The organism is Actinoalloteichus fjordicus (genome assembly GCF_001941625.1).
Lineage (GTDB): Bacteria > Actinomycetota > Actinomycetes > Mycobacteriales > Pseudonocardiaceae > Actinoalloteichus_A > Actinoalloteichus_A fjordicus.
The window spans coordinates 3,983,126-4,000,294 of sequence record NZ_CP016076.1; the positions used below are offsets into that span (position 1 = coordinate 3,983,126).

13 protein-coding genes and 1 pseudogene are annotated in these 17,169 nt (G+C 67.6%); 6 read left to right on the forward strand and 8 right to left on the reverse strand.

The annotated features are described in order from the left end of the window. Positions 1 to 369: 369 nt before the first annotated feature. From UA74_RS17275 to UA74_RS17285, 4 genes are all read left to right on the forward strand, one after another. The gene (locus UA74_RS17275; RefSeq protein WP_083683283.1) at positions 370 to 1,092 is read left to right on the forward strand and encodes a tRNA-dependent cyclodipeptide synthase; all 723 of its coding nucleotides are present in this window, start codon (positions 370 to 372) and stop codon (positions 1,090 to 1,092) included. Between the two features lie 256 nt (positions 1,093 to 1,348). Further along, positions 1,349 to 2,341, forward strand: a complete 993-nt coding sequence (locus UA74_RS17280; RefSeq protein WP_157434267.1) for a cytochrome P450 family protein — start codon at positions 1,349 to 1,351, stop codon at positions 2,339 to 2,341. Positions 2,342 to 2,650: 309 nt separating this feature from the next. Further along, the gene (locus UA74_RS32025) at positions 2,651 to 2,812 is read left to right on the forward strand and encodes a hypothetical protein (RefSeq protein ID WP_157434268.1); all 162 of its coding nucleotides are present in this window, start codon (positions 2,651 to 2,653) and stop codon (positions 2,810 to 2,812) included. Positions 2,813 to 2,995: 183 nt separating this feature from the next. Then, positions 2,996 to 4,195: a cytochrome P450 gene (locus UA74_RS17285; protein WP_075743925.1), complete on the forward strand. Its 1,200-nt coding sequence runs from the start codon at positions 2,996 to 2,998 to the stop codon at positions 4,193 to 4,195. 105 nt (positions 4,196 to 4,300) lie between these two features. Here the strand turns inward: UA74_RS17285 and UA74_RS17290 are convergent, their stop codons facing one another. The 4 genes from UA74_RS17290 to UA74_RS17305 form a co-directional block, all read right to left on the reverse strand. Then, entirely contained in the window at positions 4,301 to 5,569 is a 1,269-nt protein-coding gene (locus UA74_RS17290; protein WP_075741197.1) for an activator-dependent family glycosyltransferase, read from the reverse strand. A gap of 217 nt (positions 5,570 to 5,786) precedes the next feature. Next, the gene (locus UA74_RS17295) at positions 5,787 to 8,033 is read right to left on the reverse strand and encodes an ATP-binding domain-containing protein (protein ID WP_232237299.1); all 2,247 of its coding nucleotides are present in this window, start codon (positions 8,031 to 8,033) and stop codon (positions 5,787 to 5,789) included. Between the two features lie 491 nt (positions 8,034 to 8,524). Beyond that, positions 8,525 to 9,796 (reverse strand): macrolide family glycosyltransferase, encoded by a 1,272-nt coding sequence (locus tag UA74_RS17300; RefSeq protein ID WP_083683284.1) that lies wholly within the window; start codon positions 9,794 to 9,796, stop codon positions 8,525 to 8,527. Next, positions 9,747 to 10,586: an NAD-dependent epimerase/dehydratase family protein gene (locus tag UA74_RS17305; RefSeq protein WP_075741199.1), complete on the reverse strand. Its 840-nt coding sequence runs from the start codon at positions 10,584 to 10,586 to the stop codon at positions 9,747 to 9,749. The genes UA74_RS17300 and UA74_RS17305 overlap by 50 nt, the downstream gene beginning before the upstream one ends. A gap of 217 nt (positions 10,587 to 10,803) precedes the next feature. Here UA74_RS17305 and UA74_RS17310 point away from each other — a divergent pair, with 217 nt between their 5' ends. Continuing rightward, positions 10,804 to 11,574 carry an FkbM family methyltransferase gene (locus UA74_RS17310; protein WP_075741200.1) on the forward strand — a complete coding sequence of 257 codons (771 nt, stop codon included), beginning with the start codon at positions 10,804 to 10,806 and terminating at the stop codon, positions 11,572 to 11,574. Positions 11,575 to 11,774: 200 nt separating this feature from the next. Further along, positions 11,775 to 12,485 carry a class I SAM-dependent DNA methyltransferase gene (locus UA74_RS17315; RefSeq protein ID WP_075764907.1) on the forward strand — a complete coding sequence of 237 codons (711 nt, stop codon included), beginning with the start codon at positions 11,775 to 11,777 and terminating at the stop codon, positions 12,483 to 12,485. Positions 12,486 to 12,530: 45 nt separating this feature from the next. Here the strand turns inward: UA74_RS17315 and UA74_RS17320 are convergent, their stop codons facing one another. From UA74_RS17320 to ccrA, 4 genes and pseudogenes are all read right to left on the reverse strand, one after another. Next, positions 12,531 to 13,580: a class I SAM-dependent methyltransferase gene (locus UA74_RS17320; protein WP_075743927.1), complete on the reverse strand. Its 1,050-nt coding sequence runs from the start codon at positions 13,578 to 13,580 to the stop codon at positions 12,531 to 12,533. A 177-nt stretch (positions 13,581 to 13,757) separates the two neighbouring features. After that, positions 13,758 to 14,855: pseudogene (locus UA74_RS17325) on the reverse strand (DegT/DnrJ/EryC1/StrS family aminotransferase); the annotation flags it as partial. Next, a complete protein-coding gene (locus UA74_RS17330) occupies positions 14,852 to 15,298 on the reverse strand; it encodes a sugar 3,4-ketoisomerase (RefSeq protein WP_075741203.1) in 447 nt (148 codons plus the stop codon). The gene UA74_RS17330 and the pseudogene UA74_RS17325, both read right to left, overlap by 4 nt. Positions 15,299 to 15,524: 226 nt before the next feature. After that, positions 15,525 to 16,874: a crotonyl-CoA carboxylase/reductase gene (gene ccrA / locus UA74_RS17335; RefSeq protein WP_075741204.1), complete on the reverse strand. Its 1,350-nt coding sequence runs from the start codon at positions 16,872 to 16,874 to the stop codon at positions 15,525 to 15,527. Positions 16,875 to 17,169: the final 295 nt, after the last annotated feature.

Below are 17,169 nucleotides of genomic sequence, written 5' to 3' on the forward strand. Positions count from 1 at the left end.
GCATCCACCGTGCATCGGGACGGGCCGCATCGCCGGTCGGAGGAATTCCGGCGCCGGCGCGCAGCGAACCCGAGGAGGGCTCATTCCGCGTCGAACGTAAGACTCGACCATGAATAAAGATCGACTTCACTTTCCAGGAAAGGAAGCTCCGGAAATCAGTCCGAATCATTGCGACCAGAAGAACCGACCGGCGACCAATTCACCCTGTCATGGCGCCTCTAACGAGTGCGATAAGGATCGATATCGCTGCGACTCTCGAATTCCGGTGCATCCTTGACCGGCGAGTTCCCAGCAGCGGGTTCCCCTGGAGCCGAAGGGAAAGATCAATGTGCTCGACCTCGACCACCGCGAGCGACGACAGGCCCGAGGATGCCGCAGGACACACTGTTTCTGACTTCACCGTTCAACCCAATAGTGATAACTGCCGACGGGTGTGCGAACGGACGGAACATCTTCTGGTCAGCGTCAGTCCGGGGCAGCTACCTCAGCGTGGCGCTGCTGACTCGACTGCTGGGATGGGCACACCGGAGGTTCGCGGAGGTCGACGTCGTCATTCCCGACACGACTTTGGTGCACACCCAACTCGAATTGGGACATTCGGAGAAGGAAACCCAGGAGCGGAGCCGGGAAGAGTGCAACCGGGTGGTGCGGGCCTGGGATCAGATCGGGCTGGAACGTGCCCCCGAGCGCTGGCACCTGCTCTCGGAGTTCGCCGAATGCCCGCGCTATCGGGCCCTGCTGAGCCAGGCGGAGGCAGCGGTCGCACAACCGTCGCCACTGCGACGGGCCTGCCTGCACACCAGCCGCGTCGTGCTGGAGTCCCGGCGGCCGAGCGTCCCGTTCACCGACGAGCAGATCGAACAGGGTGCCCGGTACGTCGTGGCTGAGCTGCCATTCGTCGTCGACACCGCCGGCATCCTCGGTGTGCCGTCGTCGGTGAGCTTCTATCACCGAGCCGCCGAATTCATCCGCGAGGTGGTCGCCGCACGCGGCCCGCTGCGCCCCGTCCCCTCCCCGGGATGTGCGCTGATCCGCCCGGCGACGACTGCGGCGGAGAGCTCCGCCTCCGCCGCGACCACCCTGCCCGGCTGAGCTGAGCAGGAGAAAGGAACGGCGATGTTGCCGATCGACGACATTCCGATCTGGCCCTTCGAGGGGGTGGGACCACCGACTGCCCGCCTGGACGACCCGGCTGCGGGACACCGCCGAGCCGGGATACCGGGTACGCACCCGCAACGGCGACACGGTCTGGCTGGTCACTCAGGCCGAGGTCGCCCGCGCCTGTCTGGCCGACCCTCGGATGAGCCTCCGGGCCGCGAGCGCAGACGACTCCCCGAGGCAGGAGGCCGTGCGGTTCCGACCACCGGGCACCCGAGGTGACGCCACACCCGTGCTGGAGCGGCCGGAGCTGCGCAGGCTGTTCCGACAGGCGTTGAGTTCGCAGGCCGCCGACGCCCAGCGACAGCATGCCGCCGAGGCCGCACAACGGTTCCTGAGCCGCCTGCGCCGCCAGGGTCCGCCCATGGACCTGCACACCGCCATCGCACTTCCGCTGCCGTTCGAGATGAGCGGCCGCGCGCTGCTGGGCGATCTCTCACCACGGCTGCGGCGCAGGCTCCACGCCGACGCCCTCATCGGCCTCAACGGCGCCGCCTACTCGCGTGACGACATCGAGACGGCCTGGCTCGACTACCACCGGTCGTTCACCGACTGGTACGCCAACCCTGTGCACCTGACCGGCGATCACCTCATGGCCCGGTTCCAGCGCGCTGCCGAGGGCATGCTCTCCCCGCACGAGCTGGCCGAGATCGCGGGGATGCTGTGGGCCGCCGGTCACGAGAGCACAGTCGGCTTCCTCACCAATGCCTCCCTGGCTCTGCTGTCCCATCCGGACGTCTGGAACGAACTCCGCGACCGGCCGGAGCTGATCCCCCAGTCCGTCGACGAACTGCTGCGCTACACGCCGCTGGCCACCGGCGGCGCCCCGCGTCGCGCCGTCGAGGACGCGGACATCGCCGGGCTGTGCCTGGCCCGAGGGGACTGCGCCGTGTTCTCGTATCTATTCTTCGTCGGCCAAGGCGAGGCCGACGATGCTCGTCTCCCGTGCGGCGGAAAGGACCCCGCGCGGGACGCAGGCGACGCCGTCGGCGAATGCTCGTCCGGGATCGCGCGCCCCGACGACAGCCGACAGCCGATCACAGACCCGGCATCAGGACGATCCGCCGCCCCGAGTCTTACCCGTCGGCACCCGCTTCCACACCCCGCACCGCAGCCGTCGGGCCTCCCGACGCGAGCCCGGCACCACGAGTCAGCAGCACCCAGCGGCCCGGCGAACACCTGACCCCCTGTCTCTCCGGTGCGGTGACCCCTATTCCCACGAAGGATGCTGGAGCGCCTCGATGGCGCCACGTAGCATCCATTCGGACGAGCGGCCGCGACTTGCCCGAACAGGTGGTTGGCGATGGAGGAAGTCATTACCGCCGAGGGCGGCGGCGAGCGAGGGCGAGCGACCAGACACACCATTCCGCGGCCGCTGATTCCGGCGACCGGCCGAGTAGACACACACCGGCCGAGCTCGACACCGGTCTCGACAGGGGACCGCGAGATCATGATCACTCGGATGCCGCGTTGCCGCCCGACAGTACGCAGAGTGCTCGACGCAGGCACGATACTCGGCCGACATCGCGGCCATGCCGAGTCCCGCGATCTGGCACCGGCAGTCGTCGGCACCCATCACGAGGTGCGACTGACGACGGCGGAAGACGACCGGCTCGGCCGCCGGATCATTCGGCTCGCCGCAGGCGAACCCTGATTCCTCGTATCGCTGCGACGGCGCCGCCGAGAGCATGGGACATCGCCCTTCTCCTGGCAGTCGACGGACCTGGTCCACTCGATACACATCGGCTGACTGCGATCTCCCGCGATGACGGGAGATCCGCTCGCCGACACCGAAACGGAGCAGCTCGACATTCGACCGCCAGAAGGAGATCGCGGTATGACAACAGGCCATTCCGAGGTAACGCTGCTGCCCACGCTGCGCGAGCGCCCGTTGGATCCTCCCGACGAGCTGGCCCGGCTGCGTGAGCGACAGCCCATCGCCAGGATGACCTACCCGGACGGACATCTGGGCTGGCTGGTGACCAGCCACGCCGCCGCGCGAGCGATACTCGCCGACCGTCGCTTCAGCTCTCGACAGGACCTGATGCGCGCCTCGCTCCCGCACATCGTCGCGCAGGAGCCGCAGACGCCCGCCGATCCGGGGAACTTCATCCGGCTGGACCCGCCCGACCACACCAGGTACCGGCAGCTGCTCGCGGGACAGTTCACCATGCGTCGCATGCGCAGCCTCCAGCCGAGGGTGGAGCACATCGTCGAGGGTCTGCTCGACGAGATGGAGCGTCAGGAGGCCCCGACCGACCTGGTGCGGAGCTTCTCCCTGCCCATCGCCTCGATGGTGATCTGCGAGCTGCTCGGCGCCCCGTACTCCGAACTCGACGAGTTTCAGCATCACACGGCGGTGCTGCTGACCCTGACCTCGACGATCGATCAGATCCAGGAGGCGGCCGTCAGCGTGAACGAGTTCGTGCGCAGGCTCGTGCTCAGCAAGCGCCGGGAGCCGACCGACGACATCCTCGGCAGGCTGATGGCCGAGAACGACCTGTCCGACGAGGAGCTGACCAACATCGCCTTCCTCCTGCTGGCCGCCGGGCACGAGACGACCGCGAACATGCTGTCGCTGGGCACCTACACCCTGCTGTGCCATCCGGAGCAGCTCGAACGGCTGCGCACCGACCCGGCGTTGATCGACGACGCCGTGGAGGAGCTGCTGCGCTACCTCACCATCTTCCACATCGGACCCTCGCGGACCGCATTGGCCGACGTCGAGCTGGACGGCCACCTGATCAAGGCAGGCGACACGGTCACTCTCTCGCTCAGCGCCGCCGACCGCGACCCGGAGAAGTTCGCCGATCCGGATCGGTTCGACGTCACGCAGGCGGCAGGCGGTCACCTCGCCTTCGGCCACGGTGTGCATCAGTGTCTCGGTCAGCAGCTCGCCCGCATGCAGATGCGCGTCGGATACACCGCGCTCATCAGGCGATTCCCGACGCTGCGGCTCGCCGTCGAACCTGCGGAGGTGCCGATGCGGGACGACATGACCATCTATGGGCTGCGCAGGCTCCCGGTCACCTGGTAGCAGGCGAGGGAGAACTCGCGGTCGAGCCCTGACGAGCCGGCCGAGGGCAGGGCTGCCGAAACGCTGGAGAGCGATCCCCAGGCACCACGGCCGGCTCGGTCGGGTTCAGCCCTCGGTGCGGTACTTCATCGTCATGCTCTCCAGGATCGGGACCAGCTCGCCGGGCGTCGGGTCCGCCAGGCTCTCCTGTCGCAGCCGGGCGGCGCTCTCCTGGAAGGAGGGCTCCGTCAGCATCCGTACCAGACCGGCCCTGACCTCGGCACCGGTGAGATCTGCCGAGTGGATGTGCAGGCCTGCACCGAGGTCCGTCAGCTGCCGTGCCTTGAGCACCGTGTCGAACATGTTCGGGATGATGAGCTGCGGCACTCCTGCGGCCAGCGCGGTCGAGTAGGTTCCCGCCCCGCCATGGTGGACCACCGCCGCACAGGTGGGCAGCAGGGCATGGAGCGGCACGAACTCGACGGCTCGCACGTTCGGATGGCGTAACGAGTCCGCCAACGCCGCCTGCTGCCGCTCGGTGAGGGTGACGACCACCTCGGCATCGAGGTCCGCGATCGCGTCGAGAATCATGCCGATGTCCTGTTGCCCGGGGCCCGGCACGTGTTCGTATTCGCGTTGACTGATACCGATCGTGACACAGATACGTGGCCGCGTCGACGGTTCCCGCAGCCAATTCGGAATAGGCGATCGGCCGTTATAAGGAACGTATTGCATAGGCACCGACGGCGTCGCGGCGGCGAGCCTCGTGGCGGCGGGCATCGGGTCGATCGTCCACTGCCCGTTCACCACGTCCTCGTGAAAGGTCGCGCCGTGGCGCTGGAGAACATCGGTCAGCCACTCGGCCTGCAGGTCGGTCTGCTCCCCGGCTGGGCGCCCGTCCCGCAGCGCGACGAAGTGCTCGCGAGTGCGCGTCCAGACGTCCTGACCCCAGAGCAGCCGCGCGTGTGCCGCGCCGGTCACCCGCGCCGCCACCGCGCCCGCGAACGTGATCGGCTCCCAGATGACCAGGTCAGGACGCCAGTCGACGGCAAAATCGACCAGATCGTCCACCATCGAGTCGTTGAAGGGGATGACCCCGGCCTTGAGGAACGACCGGTAGCCCCTGGTGAGCTCCTCCCAGTCGAGCGACTCGGGTTCGAGGCCGAAGATCTCGACAGGCTTCGCGATGTCGTCGTCGGCGTTCGCAACGATCTCGGCTGTGCTGAAGTCGGCGCCGACCGACACGGCGGGCAGCCCCGCCTCGGTGATCACGTCGGTCAGTATCGGCTGACTGGCGACCACGACCTCGTGGCCTGCCACCCGAAAAGCCCATGCCAACGGAACCATCGGATACAGGTGAGTTCTCGCCGAGAACGTGGTGAACAGGACGCGCATGAATCCTCCCCAGGCCGGAAATCAATCGACGTCACGGTCAGGCTGTTCGTGGTCTCCGGTTGAGGGTAACGGAACTCCACGAGAAATCGACTTCGTCATGCGGATCGATTTCCCCGCCATGACGTCTCAAGGGGCGCCTGCCGGCCGATGCATACCCGTCCATCGCCGTGGGCCGGTGAGAGACGGGGGCCGCCGTCCCCCACCGGCCGCCGACCGATCAGCTCAGGGGAGCACCGGCCGCAGCGACCTCCAGGCCTTCGAGGACGGCGGGCAGGGGCGCGGAGTGGACCACGATCAGTTTCTGGGTGGCCCTGGTGAGCGCGACATAGAGTTCCGCCGCGCCGTGCAGCGGGTTGGCCAGGATCTGGTGCGGCTCGACGACCACGACCAGGTCGAACTCCAGCCCCTTGGACGCCTGCGGAGTGATGACGGCCGCGTCGACTCCGAACTTCCCGAGTTCGAGGGTCAGGCCCTCCGGCACGATCACCACCGCCGCGCCCTCCTCCGGAGCCGTGCGGATCGCCTCGGCCACGGCAGCAGCCAGTTCGGCAGAACTCGTCTCGCGGGCCTGCGGCCGGATGCCGTTGCTGCGAATCGACTCCGGGGTCGCAAGAGACGGGTCCAGTTCGGCGAGGACCTTGCTCGCCACCTCCATGATCTCCGAGGGCGTCCGGTAGTTGATCGTCAGCTCCCGGAAGATCCACCGCTGCGGCACGTACTCGTCGAGCATCGCGCCCCAGGTACGCGCGCCCGCCGTGGACTGCCGCTGCGACAGGTCACCGACGATCGTCATCGACTTGGTCGGGCAGCGACGCATGAGGACTCGCCAGTCCATCTCGGACAGTTCTTGCGCCTCGTCGACCACGACGTGCCCATAGGTCCACTCGCGGTCGCTCGACGCCCGCGTGGCGATGTCGCGACCGTCGCGCTCCTGGTTCCGGTCGGCGAGAGTCTCGGCGTCCACGACGTCGACTGCCCGCAGCGTCTCGCCGTCGAGGTCCTCGTCGGTGTCCAGCACCTGGAGCACGCCCTTGGTGTATTGGACGTGCTCCAGCCGCTCCCGCTCGGCCCGCTTCTCCGCGCTGTGGTCGACGCCGAGGAACTCCACCGCCTCGTCGAGCAGTGGGGCGTCGGAGACCGTCCAGGCGTCGCCCGCCTCGCGGTACAGGCTCATTCTGTCCGCATCGGACAGTGCCGACGCGGCCGCCTCGATACGCCCACGGTCGCTGAACAGGTCGGCGAGCAGTCGTTGCGGCGTCAGGAACGGCCACAACCGATTCACGGCCCGGACGACGTCGTCACTGCCCTTCAGCGCGGCGGCGGTGTCGGCGGCGAGCTCGGCCCGCAGCACGGTGTCACGCTTGTCCAGCCATCCCTTGCCGATCTGATTCACCGCCCGCGTCACCAAGCCCTCGACGAGGTGCTGGTGGAAGACCTCGCGCGCGTCGTTGTGCAGCAGGCCGGTGTCGCGGGTGTACTGCCGGGCCCGCTCGGCCAGCTTGGCGTCGACCTTGAGGTCGTCGACGTGGTCCAGGTCGATCGAGATCGGCGCGTCCGGCAGCTCCTGACGATCGGCGACGGCGGCCTTCAGCACGTCGACCATGGCCAGAGATCCCTTGACGCGCTTGGCGTCCGGGCCTTCCTCCCTGGTGGCCACGACACCCGGCATCAGCATTCCCGTCGTGGCGAACACGACGCTGGTCTCGCCGAGCGACGGCAGGACGTTGCCGACGTAGTCGAGGAAGCCCTCGTTCGGGCCGACCACCAGCACGCCTCGCCTGGCGAGCCGGTCCCGGTGGTTGTAGAGCAGGTGCGCGACGCGGTGCAGGGCCACGGCGGTCTTCCCGGTGCCGGGGCCGCCCTGGATCACCACGACCCCGCCGTGGCCGAGGCGGATGATCTCGTCCTGTTCGGACTGGATCGTGGCGACGATATCGCGCATCTGCCCTTCGCGCGGGGCGTTGAGCGCCGCGAGGAGCGCGCTGTCGGCGTCTCCCCCGCCCTCGGCGACGTCGAGGTCGAGCACGTCGTCGTGAAAGTCGACGATCTCGTGCCCGCGCGAGCGGAAGTGACGGCGCCGCACCAGACCCTCGGGCTTCGCGACGGTGGCACAGTAGAACGGCCTGCTGGCAGGCGCCCGCCAGTCGATCACCAGCGGCTCGTAGTCGTCCTCTTCGTCGAACAGCCCGATCCGGCCGATGTAGGTGGTCTCGCCGTCGGTGTCGTCGATCCGACCGAAGCACAGGCCGGAGTCCGCGACCTTCAGCGCGTGGATCCGGGTCGTGAGGTGGTCCACCGAGGCCTGCTGCTGCCAGCGCGCCTGCGGGCTGGTCGCGGTGCTGTCACGCAGGTTCCGTTCAAGCTCCTGCTCCGCCTTTCGCCTCTCCTCGTCGAGCTTCTCGTAGAGGGACGCGACGTACTCGCGTTCCGCCGCCAGCTCGGCCGCGAACTCGAAGGTTGACAACTTGCCTCACATCCACTAGGATCATTATAGGATTTTTGTGCCTCTTCATCCGGCACTATACCGCAGTGGATCTCTGCGCTCTCGACCATGGCGTCTGCGTGGGTCTGTGCGACCGTCGGTTCCTGTCTCCCGAAGCGTCCATCCGTCGATTCCTCAGCGGCCGACGTCGGCCGGAATCGGAGATCGTCCTTCCTCCTTCCGCTGAGCCCTCGTGCCTCCCCCGGCCGGAACGTCCGGACTCCGTCATCCCGCACGGGATCGCTCTGTCGGTCCTCCTCGAGATCGCCTCCCACACGCCGCCGCACCGCAGGACACCGACTCCCTTCACCACGGCAGGACTTCTCTGCCTCACCGTGACGTCGCGGGCGACGGCGGTCATCGCGCGTCATCGCCCGCAGCCGCCGCACCACTCTGCCGACAGGACCGCCCGCACCGAGACGCCCTCGTCGACGTCCGCATCGCCCACCTCGGGACCGCCGACGTCGGCGGCCTCAGACCGGCCGCGCGCCCCGGGCGCGGAGCAGCTCCTCGACGTGGTCGGCCGCCAGGCGGGCGCCCCCGGCCCGCTCGATGTCAGCCTGCATGTCTCGCAGTCGATCCCGCACCGACGCGCTGTCCGACACCGCCAGGACCGCCGTCCGCAGGGTCTCCCCGGTCACGTCGTCCGAGGGCAGGAGGCGGCCGAGTCCTAGTTCGGCGACTCGCTCGGCGTTGGCGTACTGCTCCGGATGCCGGGGCACGACGACCAGCGGGACGCCGAAGGAAAGCGATCCCATGATCGACCCCATACCGCCGGGACAGACGAACACCGCCGCATGGGCCAGGACCTCGGCCTGCGGGATCCACGGGTGCACCTCGACGTTCGGCGGCAACGGTCCGACCGCCGCCTCGCCGACCTTGTCCCCGATGGTCATCACGACATGCCACGGCAGGTCTTCGAACGCGGTAGCACAGACGCGGAAGAAATCGGGACGATCGTTGTCCACCGTGCCCAGCGAGATCAGCACGACGGGTAGGCCGTCGCCGGGCGGACTCCACCGCGACTCCTGGGGAAGCAGGCTCGTCCGTGGGCGACAGGGACCGACGAAGGCGTGGTCAGCACCGAATGTCTCGCCCTGGAACTGGAACTCCCGAGGGATGAACACCAGGCTCAGTTCGGTGTCGCCGGGGAAGAAGCCCGTCTGATCGTCGGTGGTCAGACCGTGCGAGGCGCGGAACTCCGCGAGCCGGGTGTCGACCTCCTGCATCGCCGGATGAGCGAAGTCGATCTGATCGACGCCGACGGACAGCCGCTCCTGGAGCGAGAAGTGCTCATTGGAGGCGAAGACGGGCAGCAGCCTCGCCACGGGCCGGTCCCACTTCTGCGCCAGGACGCCGCCGGGCAGGTAGAAGATGATGTCGCACAGCAGGACGTCGGGGACGTCATCGGACAAGCGGGCAGCGACCACGTCACACGCCGCCGATGTCTCGACCACGAGCCGCAGGCTCGCCTCGGCGATCTCGTCGACGGTCGGGTCGACCAACGGCGGCTCCACGCTCAACGGGACGTCGTAGCGCACGATCTCGGCCCCGGTCGCCGCGATGTCGTCGGCGCCGAGGTCTCCGACGAAACAGGTGACCCGATTCCCCCTGCGCACCAGTTCGGCCACGACCTCCACCGCAGGCATGGTGTGCCCGTGCGCCGGATAGAGCATGCAGGCGATGTGCCTGCGGTCATGCCCTGGAGCCGTCGTCGAATCCGGTTCGGATCGTCGTTCCGTCATGGTGCTCCTCCGCTCGCAACCGGGCAGGTGTGCGCGAGGCCTCGTCCGCGATCGGCGCAACGTACCGATGAATCAGCCGTTCGAGGTATCCAGGGCCGAAGCCGTAGGTGGCGACCTCGGGAACCAGCTCGCGCAGCCGGGCGATCGACACGGCTGCTCCGCCTGCGGACCCGGTCACGAAGTCCCAGCGCGCGGATCTGTTCAGCCGCGCCTCGATGCCGGCGACGATGCGGTCGACCGGCTGCGGAGTCCCGGAGGCGACGTTGACCACGGTGCGGCACACCTTCGCGGCCAGCAGGCGGTCCAGGATCTCCATCAGGTGGCTCACGTCGAGCAGATCACGATGACTGCCCTGGTACACGGTCACCACGCCCGAGGTGATCTGCGCCGTCAGGGAGGGCACCAGCTGATGCGGGGGCTGCCCGTCACCGACCAGGGAGCTGAGCCGCAGGGTCAGCCAGTTCGCTCCGGAGACCGCGATCATCGACTCGAGGTCGAACTTGTGTCGTCCGTAGGGCGAGATCGGCGAGATCGGGTCGTCCTCGGCGTGCGGTCCGCCCTCGCTGCCGTACAGACCGGAGGCTGCTGTGGACAGGAAGACCACCGTCCGGTTCTCGGCCCGACAGCGTCGAGTGACCTCCTCGACGAGAGTCAGTTCCCGAGCGAACTCCGCAACGCTGTTCGCCGTGGTGCGGGACACGCCTGCCGCAATAATGGTCGTGTCCGGATGGTGATCAAAAAAGTAGGTGCGTAGATGTCGCGCAATGAACCCGTTCCCGATGACCTCCATCAATTCCCCTTCGCGACCACAGCGCCCTTGATTCGATCATTTGAGAACGCCGACCCCGGTCGGACGCTACCGGAGCCAATAATCCGCGAGCAACCCCTACCGATCGACCCCTAGTTTCTTGCCTGCCATGGCGATGCCGGGATAACCTATCGCTGTCGCGAGCTATCAGCTCGCCCCACTTCGCAGCGGGTGGCGCGTCGACCAGGAGGAATCGAGCATGACCGAACTTCATTTCGTGCAGTTCACCGAGGATCTCGGCAGTTATACGCCGTCCCAGCACCCGGAGTACGGGCCTCATGAGGCGATGTACATCTACTCAGAGATCTTCGAGAACCGCTCGTATCTGAAGAATCAGGTCACCCTGCCTGCCGACGCCCTCATCATCGACGCAGGCGCGAACATCGGAATCTTCGCGCTCTTCATGAAACAGGAGTTCCCGCGCGCCGAGATCCTGGCCTTCGAGCCGATTCCGGAGATCTTCGAGGCCTTGACCCGGAACATCGAACTACAGGCCCTCGAATCGGTGTCCTCCTTTCCGATCGGACTGGGCGACACGGACGGAGAGGTAAGTTTCACCTATTATCCGTCGCTCCCCAGCAATTCGACCAGATACCCAGCGGACAAGGAGCTCAGTCGGCATTTGATGACCGGCCTCATGGGTGCCGAGGCCGCTAGTCGAATCTACACGGGCAGCGAGATCACGGTCCCGATCGCGCGGCTGTCGACGGTGCTCCGCAGGCACGGGAGCACTCGTCAGGTCGACCTGCTCAAGATCGACGTCGAGGGCGCGGAGCTGGACGTGCTGCGCGGCATCGACGACGCAGACTGGCCGAGGATCCGCCAGGTGGTCGCCGAGGTCGAGGACTTCCACGGGCGCCTCTCGGCGTTCTGCACGCTGTTGCAGGAGAAGGGCTTCTCAGTCGTCGACGAGGCCGCGGACGGCCTGTCGGGATCGAAGAATCACATGGTGTACGCCGTTCGGGCCTGAGGTCCCGCGCGCCGGAACCGCGCACGCCCTGCGGAGATCTCCGCAGTTCCGTCCGACCTGGTCTCGACAATGCCTCGCGGCAGCGTCTCACAGCAATGCCCGCCGCAATCTCCACCCGGCGACGTCCGTTCGGCGGGAGTCCGGATATCGACGACTCCGGACGCAGTGGCGACCACCCCAGCACTCCAAGGAGTCCTCTCGTGTACGAAGCCGATCTCGCCGCCGTCTACGACGCCTTCTACGAGGCTCGGGGCAAGGACTATGCGGCCGAGGCCGCCGATATCGCGCGGGAGATTCGAAAGCGCGCGCCGGATGCGACCTCACTGCTCGACGTCGCCTGCGGAACCGCGTCTCATCTCCAACGCTTCGCCGCACTGTTCGACGACGTCGAGGGCATGGATCTCTCGGCGGACATGCTCGCTTACGCCCGTACCAAGCTGCCGGGCGTACGACTTCACCAAGGCGACATGCGCAAGGTCGATCTCGGCCGTGGCTTCGACGCGATCACCAGCATGTTCAGCTCGGTCGGATACCTTCGATCCACGACCGAACTCGACGAGACGATGCGCAGTCTGGCCGGTCACCTGACTCCCGGCGGTGTCCTGGTCATCGAACCCTGGTGGTTTCCCGAGACGTTCCTCTCCGGTTACGTCGCAGGAGACGTGGTGACGAGCGGCGGCAGAACCATCGCGCGGGTCTCGCATTCGGTGCGCGAGGGCGGTGCGACACACATGCAGGTGCATTTCATCGTCGCGGACGCCGAATCCGGCGCCGAGCACTTCGCCGCCTCCCATGTCATCACGCTGTTCACCAGGCAGGAGTACGAGCAGGCCTTCGAGCGGGCGGGACTGGCCGTGGAGTACCTGCCGGGCGGGCCGTCCGGACGAGGGCTCTTCGTCGGCGTCGGCTGAGGACGTCGCTCGGCCCGCCGGTGGCAGTGGCGGTTCCCGGGCGACTCACCGCCGTACGGCGAGCACCCGATACGAGTTGGTGAGGCGCAGCCGGTCCGCCACGGGCTGGGCGACACGATCGAGGAGCATCCCTGCGAGCATCAGCGGGGCCCCCGCGATCAGCGCCGCGAGCCTGCCCGCCCGGCGACCGAGGCCGGGCCGATCGAACAGCCACGGCCGATCCTGTCTCGGCGCCAGATGGTTGACGAACAGCCAGGTCGCCGCCGCGAGGTCGTACGGCAGGTGGGCCTCGGCGCGTTGCACCGCGACGACGTCGAAGCCGGACCGACCCAGCTCCGCACGCAGGTTCGCCAGCGGGATGAAGTGCAGGTGTTGCGGCTGGGTCCACCCGATCCACCAGCGCCCGAGCAGTCGGGCGAACCGACACTCCGGATCGGGCACGTCGATCAGCAGGTGGCCGCCGGATCGCAGGACACGCTGCGCCGCACGCAGTTCCGGCTTGGGCTCCGCGCTGTGCTCCAGGTAGTGGAACATGCTGACCACGTCGTAGCGGTCCGTCAACTCGTCGGCGAGGTCGACGAACTGTCCCTGGTAAGCGCGCTTGATCCGTCCCTGCTGCCTGCCGAGCTCCACGCCTGCACCCAGGTCGAGTCCGTCGAACTCGGTGTCGGGGAACAGCTGGGCCGCCGCAGAGCAGAAGTGCCCGTGCGAGGTTCCGACGTCCAGCCAGGACTTCGGATCGGCATGGGGCAGGACCACCTCGGCGCGAGCACGGTGTGAGCCTGCCTCCTTCTCCAGCTGGCGGTCCATCTGTTCGGCGGCGAGCCCGTCGTAGAAGTCCCGGTAGTAGAACTCCAGGCCCTCCGCGGTGAGACGGGGATTCTGGAAGACGTGCCCGCAGCCGCCGCACTCGTCGAGCGTGAACCGCCCCGGCTTGTGCTGGAGGAGGTCGGTGGTTCGCAGGCGCAGCCGCAGGTCGGCGGAGCCGCACCACGGGCACGCCGTGCTACGCGGGTGGAAGAACCTCCTGGTGCCGAGGTGAAGATCCGCTCGATACGCGACCCTGCTTCGATCCACCTCGTCGGTGGTGGGCATCCTGACGCTCCTCTGCCGTTCGCGGTTGGCGTTGATGATCACCCGTCTGTCGCACCCCTTTCGCGGTCAGGCCGGTGCAGACGGACGCTCGCCCACACCTCCGGCGTCGGCGGGCGGACGAACGTCCCTGTCCTCGGCCAGGCCCCGGTGCAGACGGGCATCGTCGGTCTGCTCACCGGCCGCGGCACGGAGAGCGGCGATGACGGTGGTGACGTCCTCTTCGGACAGATGCGGCCCGATCGGGAGGCTCAACACCTGGTCGGAAAGCCGCTCGGCACGCGGGAACGTGCCTGCGGGCCACCGTGGTCCGGCATAGGCGGGCGACAGGTGCACGGGCGTCGGATAGTGGATGAGCGTCCCGATCCCGGCGGCGTCGAGCTGCTGCGCAAGCCGATCCCGACGCGCACTGCGCACGACGAAGAGGTGCCAGACCGGGTCGGCCCACGGCATGACGTAGGGCATGGTCACCCCGGGCAGATCACCGCACTCGGTCAGATAGCGCTGCGCGACGTCGGCACGCCGGGAGTTCCAGGCGTCGAGATGCGTCAGCTTCACCCGGAGCACGGCGGCCTGGACCTCGTCCAGCCGCGAGTTGGTGCCCTTGATCTCGTGGCGGTACTTCACGGTGGAGCCGTAGTTGCGCAGCAGCCGCAGGCGATCGGCCACCGCGTCGTCTCCGGTGATCACCGCGCCGCCGTCGCCCATCGCACCGAGGTTCTTGCCGGGATAGAAGCTGAACGCCGTCGCCGTGGAACCCGATCCGACCCGCACGCCCCGGTGCCGCGCGCCGTGGGCCTGCGCCGCGTCTTCCAGGACGTGCAGGTCGTGTCGCCGGGCAACGGCCAGAACGGCGTCCATGTCCGCAGGCTGCCCGTACAGGTGCACCGGGATGATCGCCCTCGTCCTCGGCGTGATCGCGTCTTCGAGGCGATCGGGGTCGAGGTTGTAGGTGCGCTCGTCGGGTTCGACGGCCACCGGCACGGCGCCGGTCGCGGAGACGGCGAGCCAGGTGGCGATGAAGGTGTGCGCGGGCACGAGGACCTCGTGCCCCTGCCCGACGTCCATGGCGCGCAGGGCCAGTTCCAACGCATCGCATCCGCTGCCGACGGCCACGCAGTGCCGGGCTCCACAGTAGGCGGCGTACTCGGACTCGAACGCCTCGATCTCAGGCCCGAGCAGATATCGGCCGGAGGCCAGCACTCGATGCACGGCGGCATCGATGTCGTCCTGGAGTTCGACATAGGCCGCGCCCGGATCGAGGAACGGTACCGTCATGCGTATTCCCTGGCTGCTGTCAAGAAGTCCGCATACTCCCGGAAGTAGTCGGACTCGTCATAGTGGTTGGAGGCCAGCACCAGCCCGACCGCCCCGGACGAGAAGTTGATGAGGTTTCGCCAGATCACCGGACCGATGTAGAGGCCCTGTCGGGGCGAGGTCAGGCTGAACCGACGCCTTCGGAATCCGTCGTCCACGGCGACTTCGAAATGCCCGTGAACCGCGATGATGAGCTGTTCCAGGTGGTGATGACCGTGTGCGCCGCGAATGGCGGTGGTCGGCAGGTCATAGAGGTAGTAGACGCGTCTGATCTCGAAGTCCACGTCCTTGCCCGCCTCGACGACGGAGAGGCTGCCGCGTGGATCGACGAACTCGGGGAGTTCCACGATATGGCAGGGCTTCACTCTGCCTACGGAGACGGCATGATCAGACTTCGCATCCATCTTGTGGACTCCCCCGTAGCCTTCCGATGATATTCTGATCTTATGGACGACCGGGGCTCGACGAGAACCCCTTAATTCGGCCCGGACAGCCCCTTGATCGAACCCCGATCACCGGACTGGCGGCGAAATTCCGCCGGTCCCGGCACGTACCGACGAGTTCACGGTAGATCGCCGCACGGAAGAGCACGGCGGTCGACTGGTAATTCGGTCGGTCGGACCCGGTCGACTACTCCTCGGTCGTCGCGGGACGGAATCTGTTGATCGCCGGGAGATGCCGGGCCCGCATCTCAGGATCGGACACGCCGAGGCCCTCGCGCGGTGCAAGGCAGCGGATGCCGACCTTTCCGGTGTGCTGGTTGAGATGGACACTGCGCGTGGCGTCGCCGACCTCGTCGAGCGGATAGCTGATCGACAGCGTCGGATGGATCATGCCCCGGCAGATCAGCCGGTTCGCCTCCCATGCCTCGCGATAATTCGCGAAGTGGGTGCCGATGATCCGCTTGAGCGACATCCACAGATAGCGGTTGTCGAACACGTGCTGGTATCCGGAGGTGGACGCGCACGTCACGATGGTGCCGCCCCGGGCCGCGACGAAGACGCTCGCGCCGAAGGTCTCCCGGCCCGGATGCTCGAAGACGATGTCGGGGTCCTCCCCGCCGGTCAGCTCGCGGATCTTCCGGCCGAAGCGGGCCCATTCGCGCGGATCGGGCTCGTGTTCGTCCTTCCAGAACCGGTAGTTCTCCGCAGACCGGTCGATGACCAGCTCTGCCCCCGACGACCGCACCAGTTCGGCCTTGTGCTCGTCGGAGACGACGCAGATCGGGACGGCCCCGCCGTTGCGGACGAGCTGGGTGGCGTACGAACCGAGTCCGCCTGCCGCACCCCAGATCAGGACGGTGTCGCCCTGCTTCATCCTGGCTCCGTTACGGGAGACCAGTTGCCGGTAGGCGGTCGAGTTGACCAGTCCTGAGCCTGCCGACTCCTCCCACGTCAGATGCGCGGGCTTGGGCATGAGCTGGTTGGCATTCACCAGCGCCAGCTCGGCGAGCCCGCCGAAGTTCGTCTCGAACCCCCAGATCCGTTGTTCCGGGTCGAGCATCGTGTCGTCGTGCCCTCGGGGCGACTGGAGATCGACCGACAGGCAGTGCGCGACGACCCGGTCACCCGGCTTCCAGGCGGTGACGCCGTCGCCGGTCCGCAGCACGACGCCGGAGAGGTCGGAGCCGAGGACGTGGTATGGCAGATCGTGGCGGGCTGCGGAGGCGCTCGCGCGGCCGTAACGTTTCAGGAAGGAGAACGTCGGCAGCGGCTCGAAGATCGCGCTCCACACCGTGTTGTAGTTGACGGCGCTGGCCATGACGGCGATCAGCGCCTCGCCCGGTCCCGGCTCGGGAGTCGGCACGTCCATCACGTGCAGCGACTTCCCGGGATCCTTGTCCGCGGAGGCGACACCCTCGAACATGGTCGTCTCCTCCGCCAGCAGGACGGCGCCCCGATAGCTTTCCGGCACGGGCAGCGCGGACACATCGGCGCCTGTCCCGTCTTCAGACAGGACAGCATCAAGAATGTCAATCATTTTCCGCCGCCTTCGGTCCGGACATCTCGCCGTCGCCGCACTCTATCGACGAGAATTCCGAGTAGGTACCCCTAGTCTGTCCACTTGTCTCGAACGCGACTTCAGGGGTCGGTCCACAACTGCGGGCGCGGACTGCGCCGCCGCCGCCGCGAAGAACGATCCCGCCAGGTTCCCGATCACACCGGTCGCGGTTCGTCGCAATCGCCGCCCGACCGGTTGACCCGCGACAATGGCTCGCCCCCGCGAAGGATTGATGGTGCGGTGCCACCGCCTGGACGCACGCAGCCCCCCGGAC

Bases quoted from the DNA above. Each gene is read 5' to 3' on its own strand.
- UA74_RS17275 (WP_083683283.1), top strand. From the start codon at position 370: ATGCCGCAGGACACACTGTTTCTGACTTCACCGTTCAACCCAATAGTG.
- UA74_RS17285 (WP_075743925.1), top strand. From the start codon at position 2,996: ATGACAACAGGCCATTCCGAGGTAACGCTGCTGCCCACGCTGCGCGAG.
- UA74_RS17290 (WP_075741197.1), bottom strand. From the start codon at position 5,569: ATGCGCGTCCTGTTCACCACGTTCTCGGCGAGAACTCACCTGTATCCG.
- UA74_RS17300 (WP_083683284.1), bottom strand. From the start codon at position 9,796: ATGACGGAACGACGATCCGAACCGGATTCGACGACGGCTCCAGGGCAT.
- UA74_RS17305 (WP_075741199.1), bottom strand. From the start codon at position 10,586: ATGGAGGTCATCGGGAACGGGTTCATTGCGCGACATCTACGCACCTAC.
- UA74_RS17310 (WP_075741200.1), top strand. From the start codon at position 10,804: ATGACCGAACTTCATTTCGTGCAGTTCACCGAGGATCTCGGCAGTTAT.
- UA74_RS17320 (WP_075743927.1), bottom strand. From the start codon at position 13,580: ATGCCCACCACCGACGAGGTGGATCGAAGCAGGGTCGCGTATCGAGCG.
- UA74_RS17330 (WP_075741203.1), bottom strand. From the start codon at position 15,298: ATGGATGCGAAGTCTGATCATGCCGTCTCCGTAGGCAGAGTGAAGCCC.
- ccrA (WP_075741204.1), bottom strand. From the start codon at position 16,874: ATGATTGACATTCTTGATGCTGTCCTGTCTGAAGACGGGACAGGCGCC.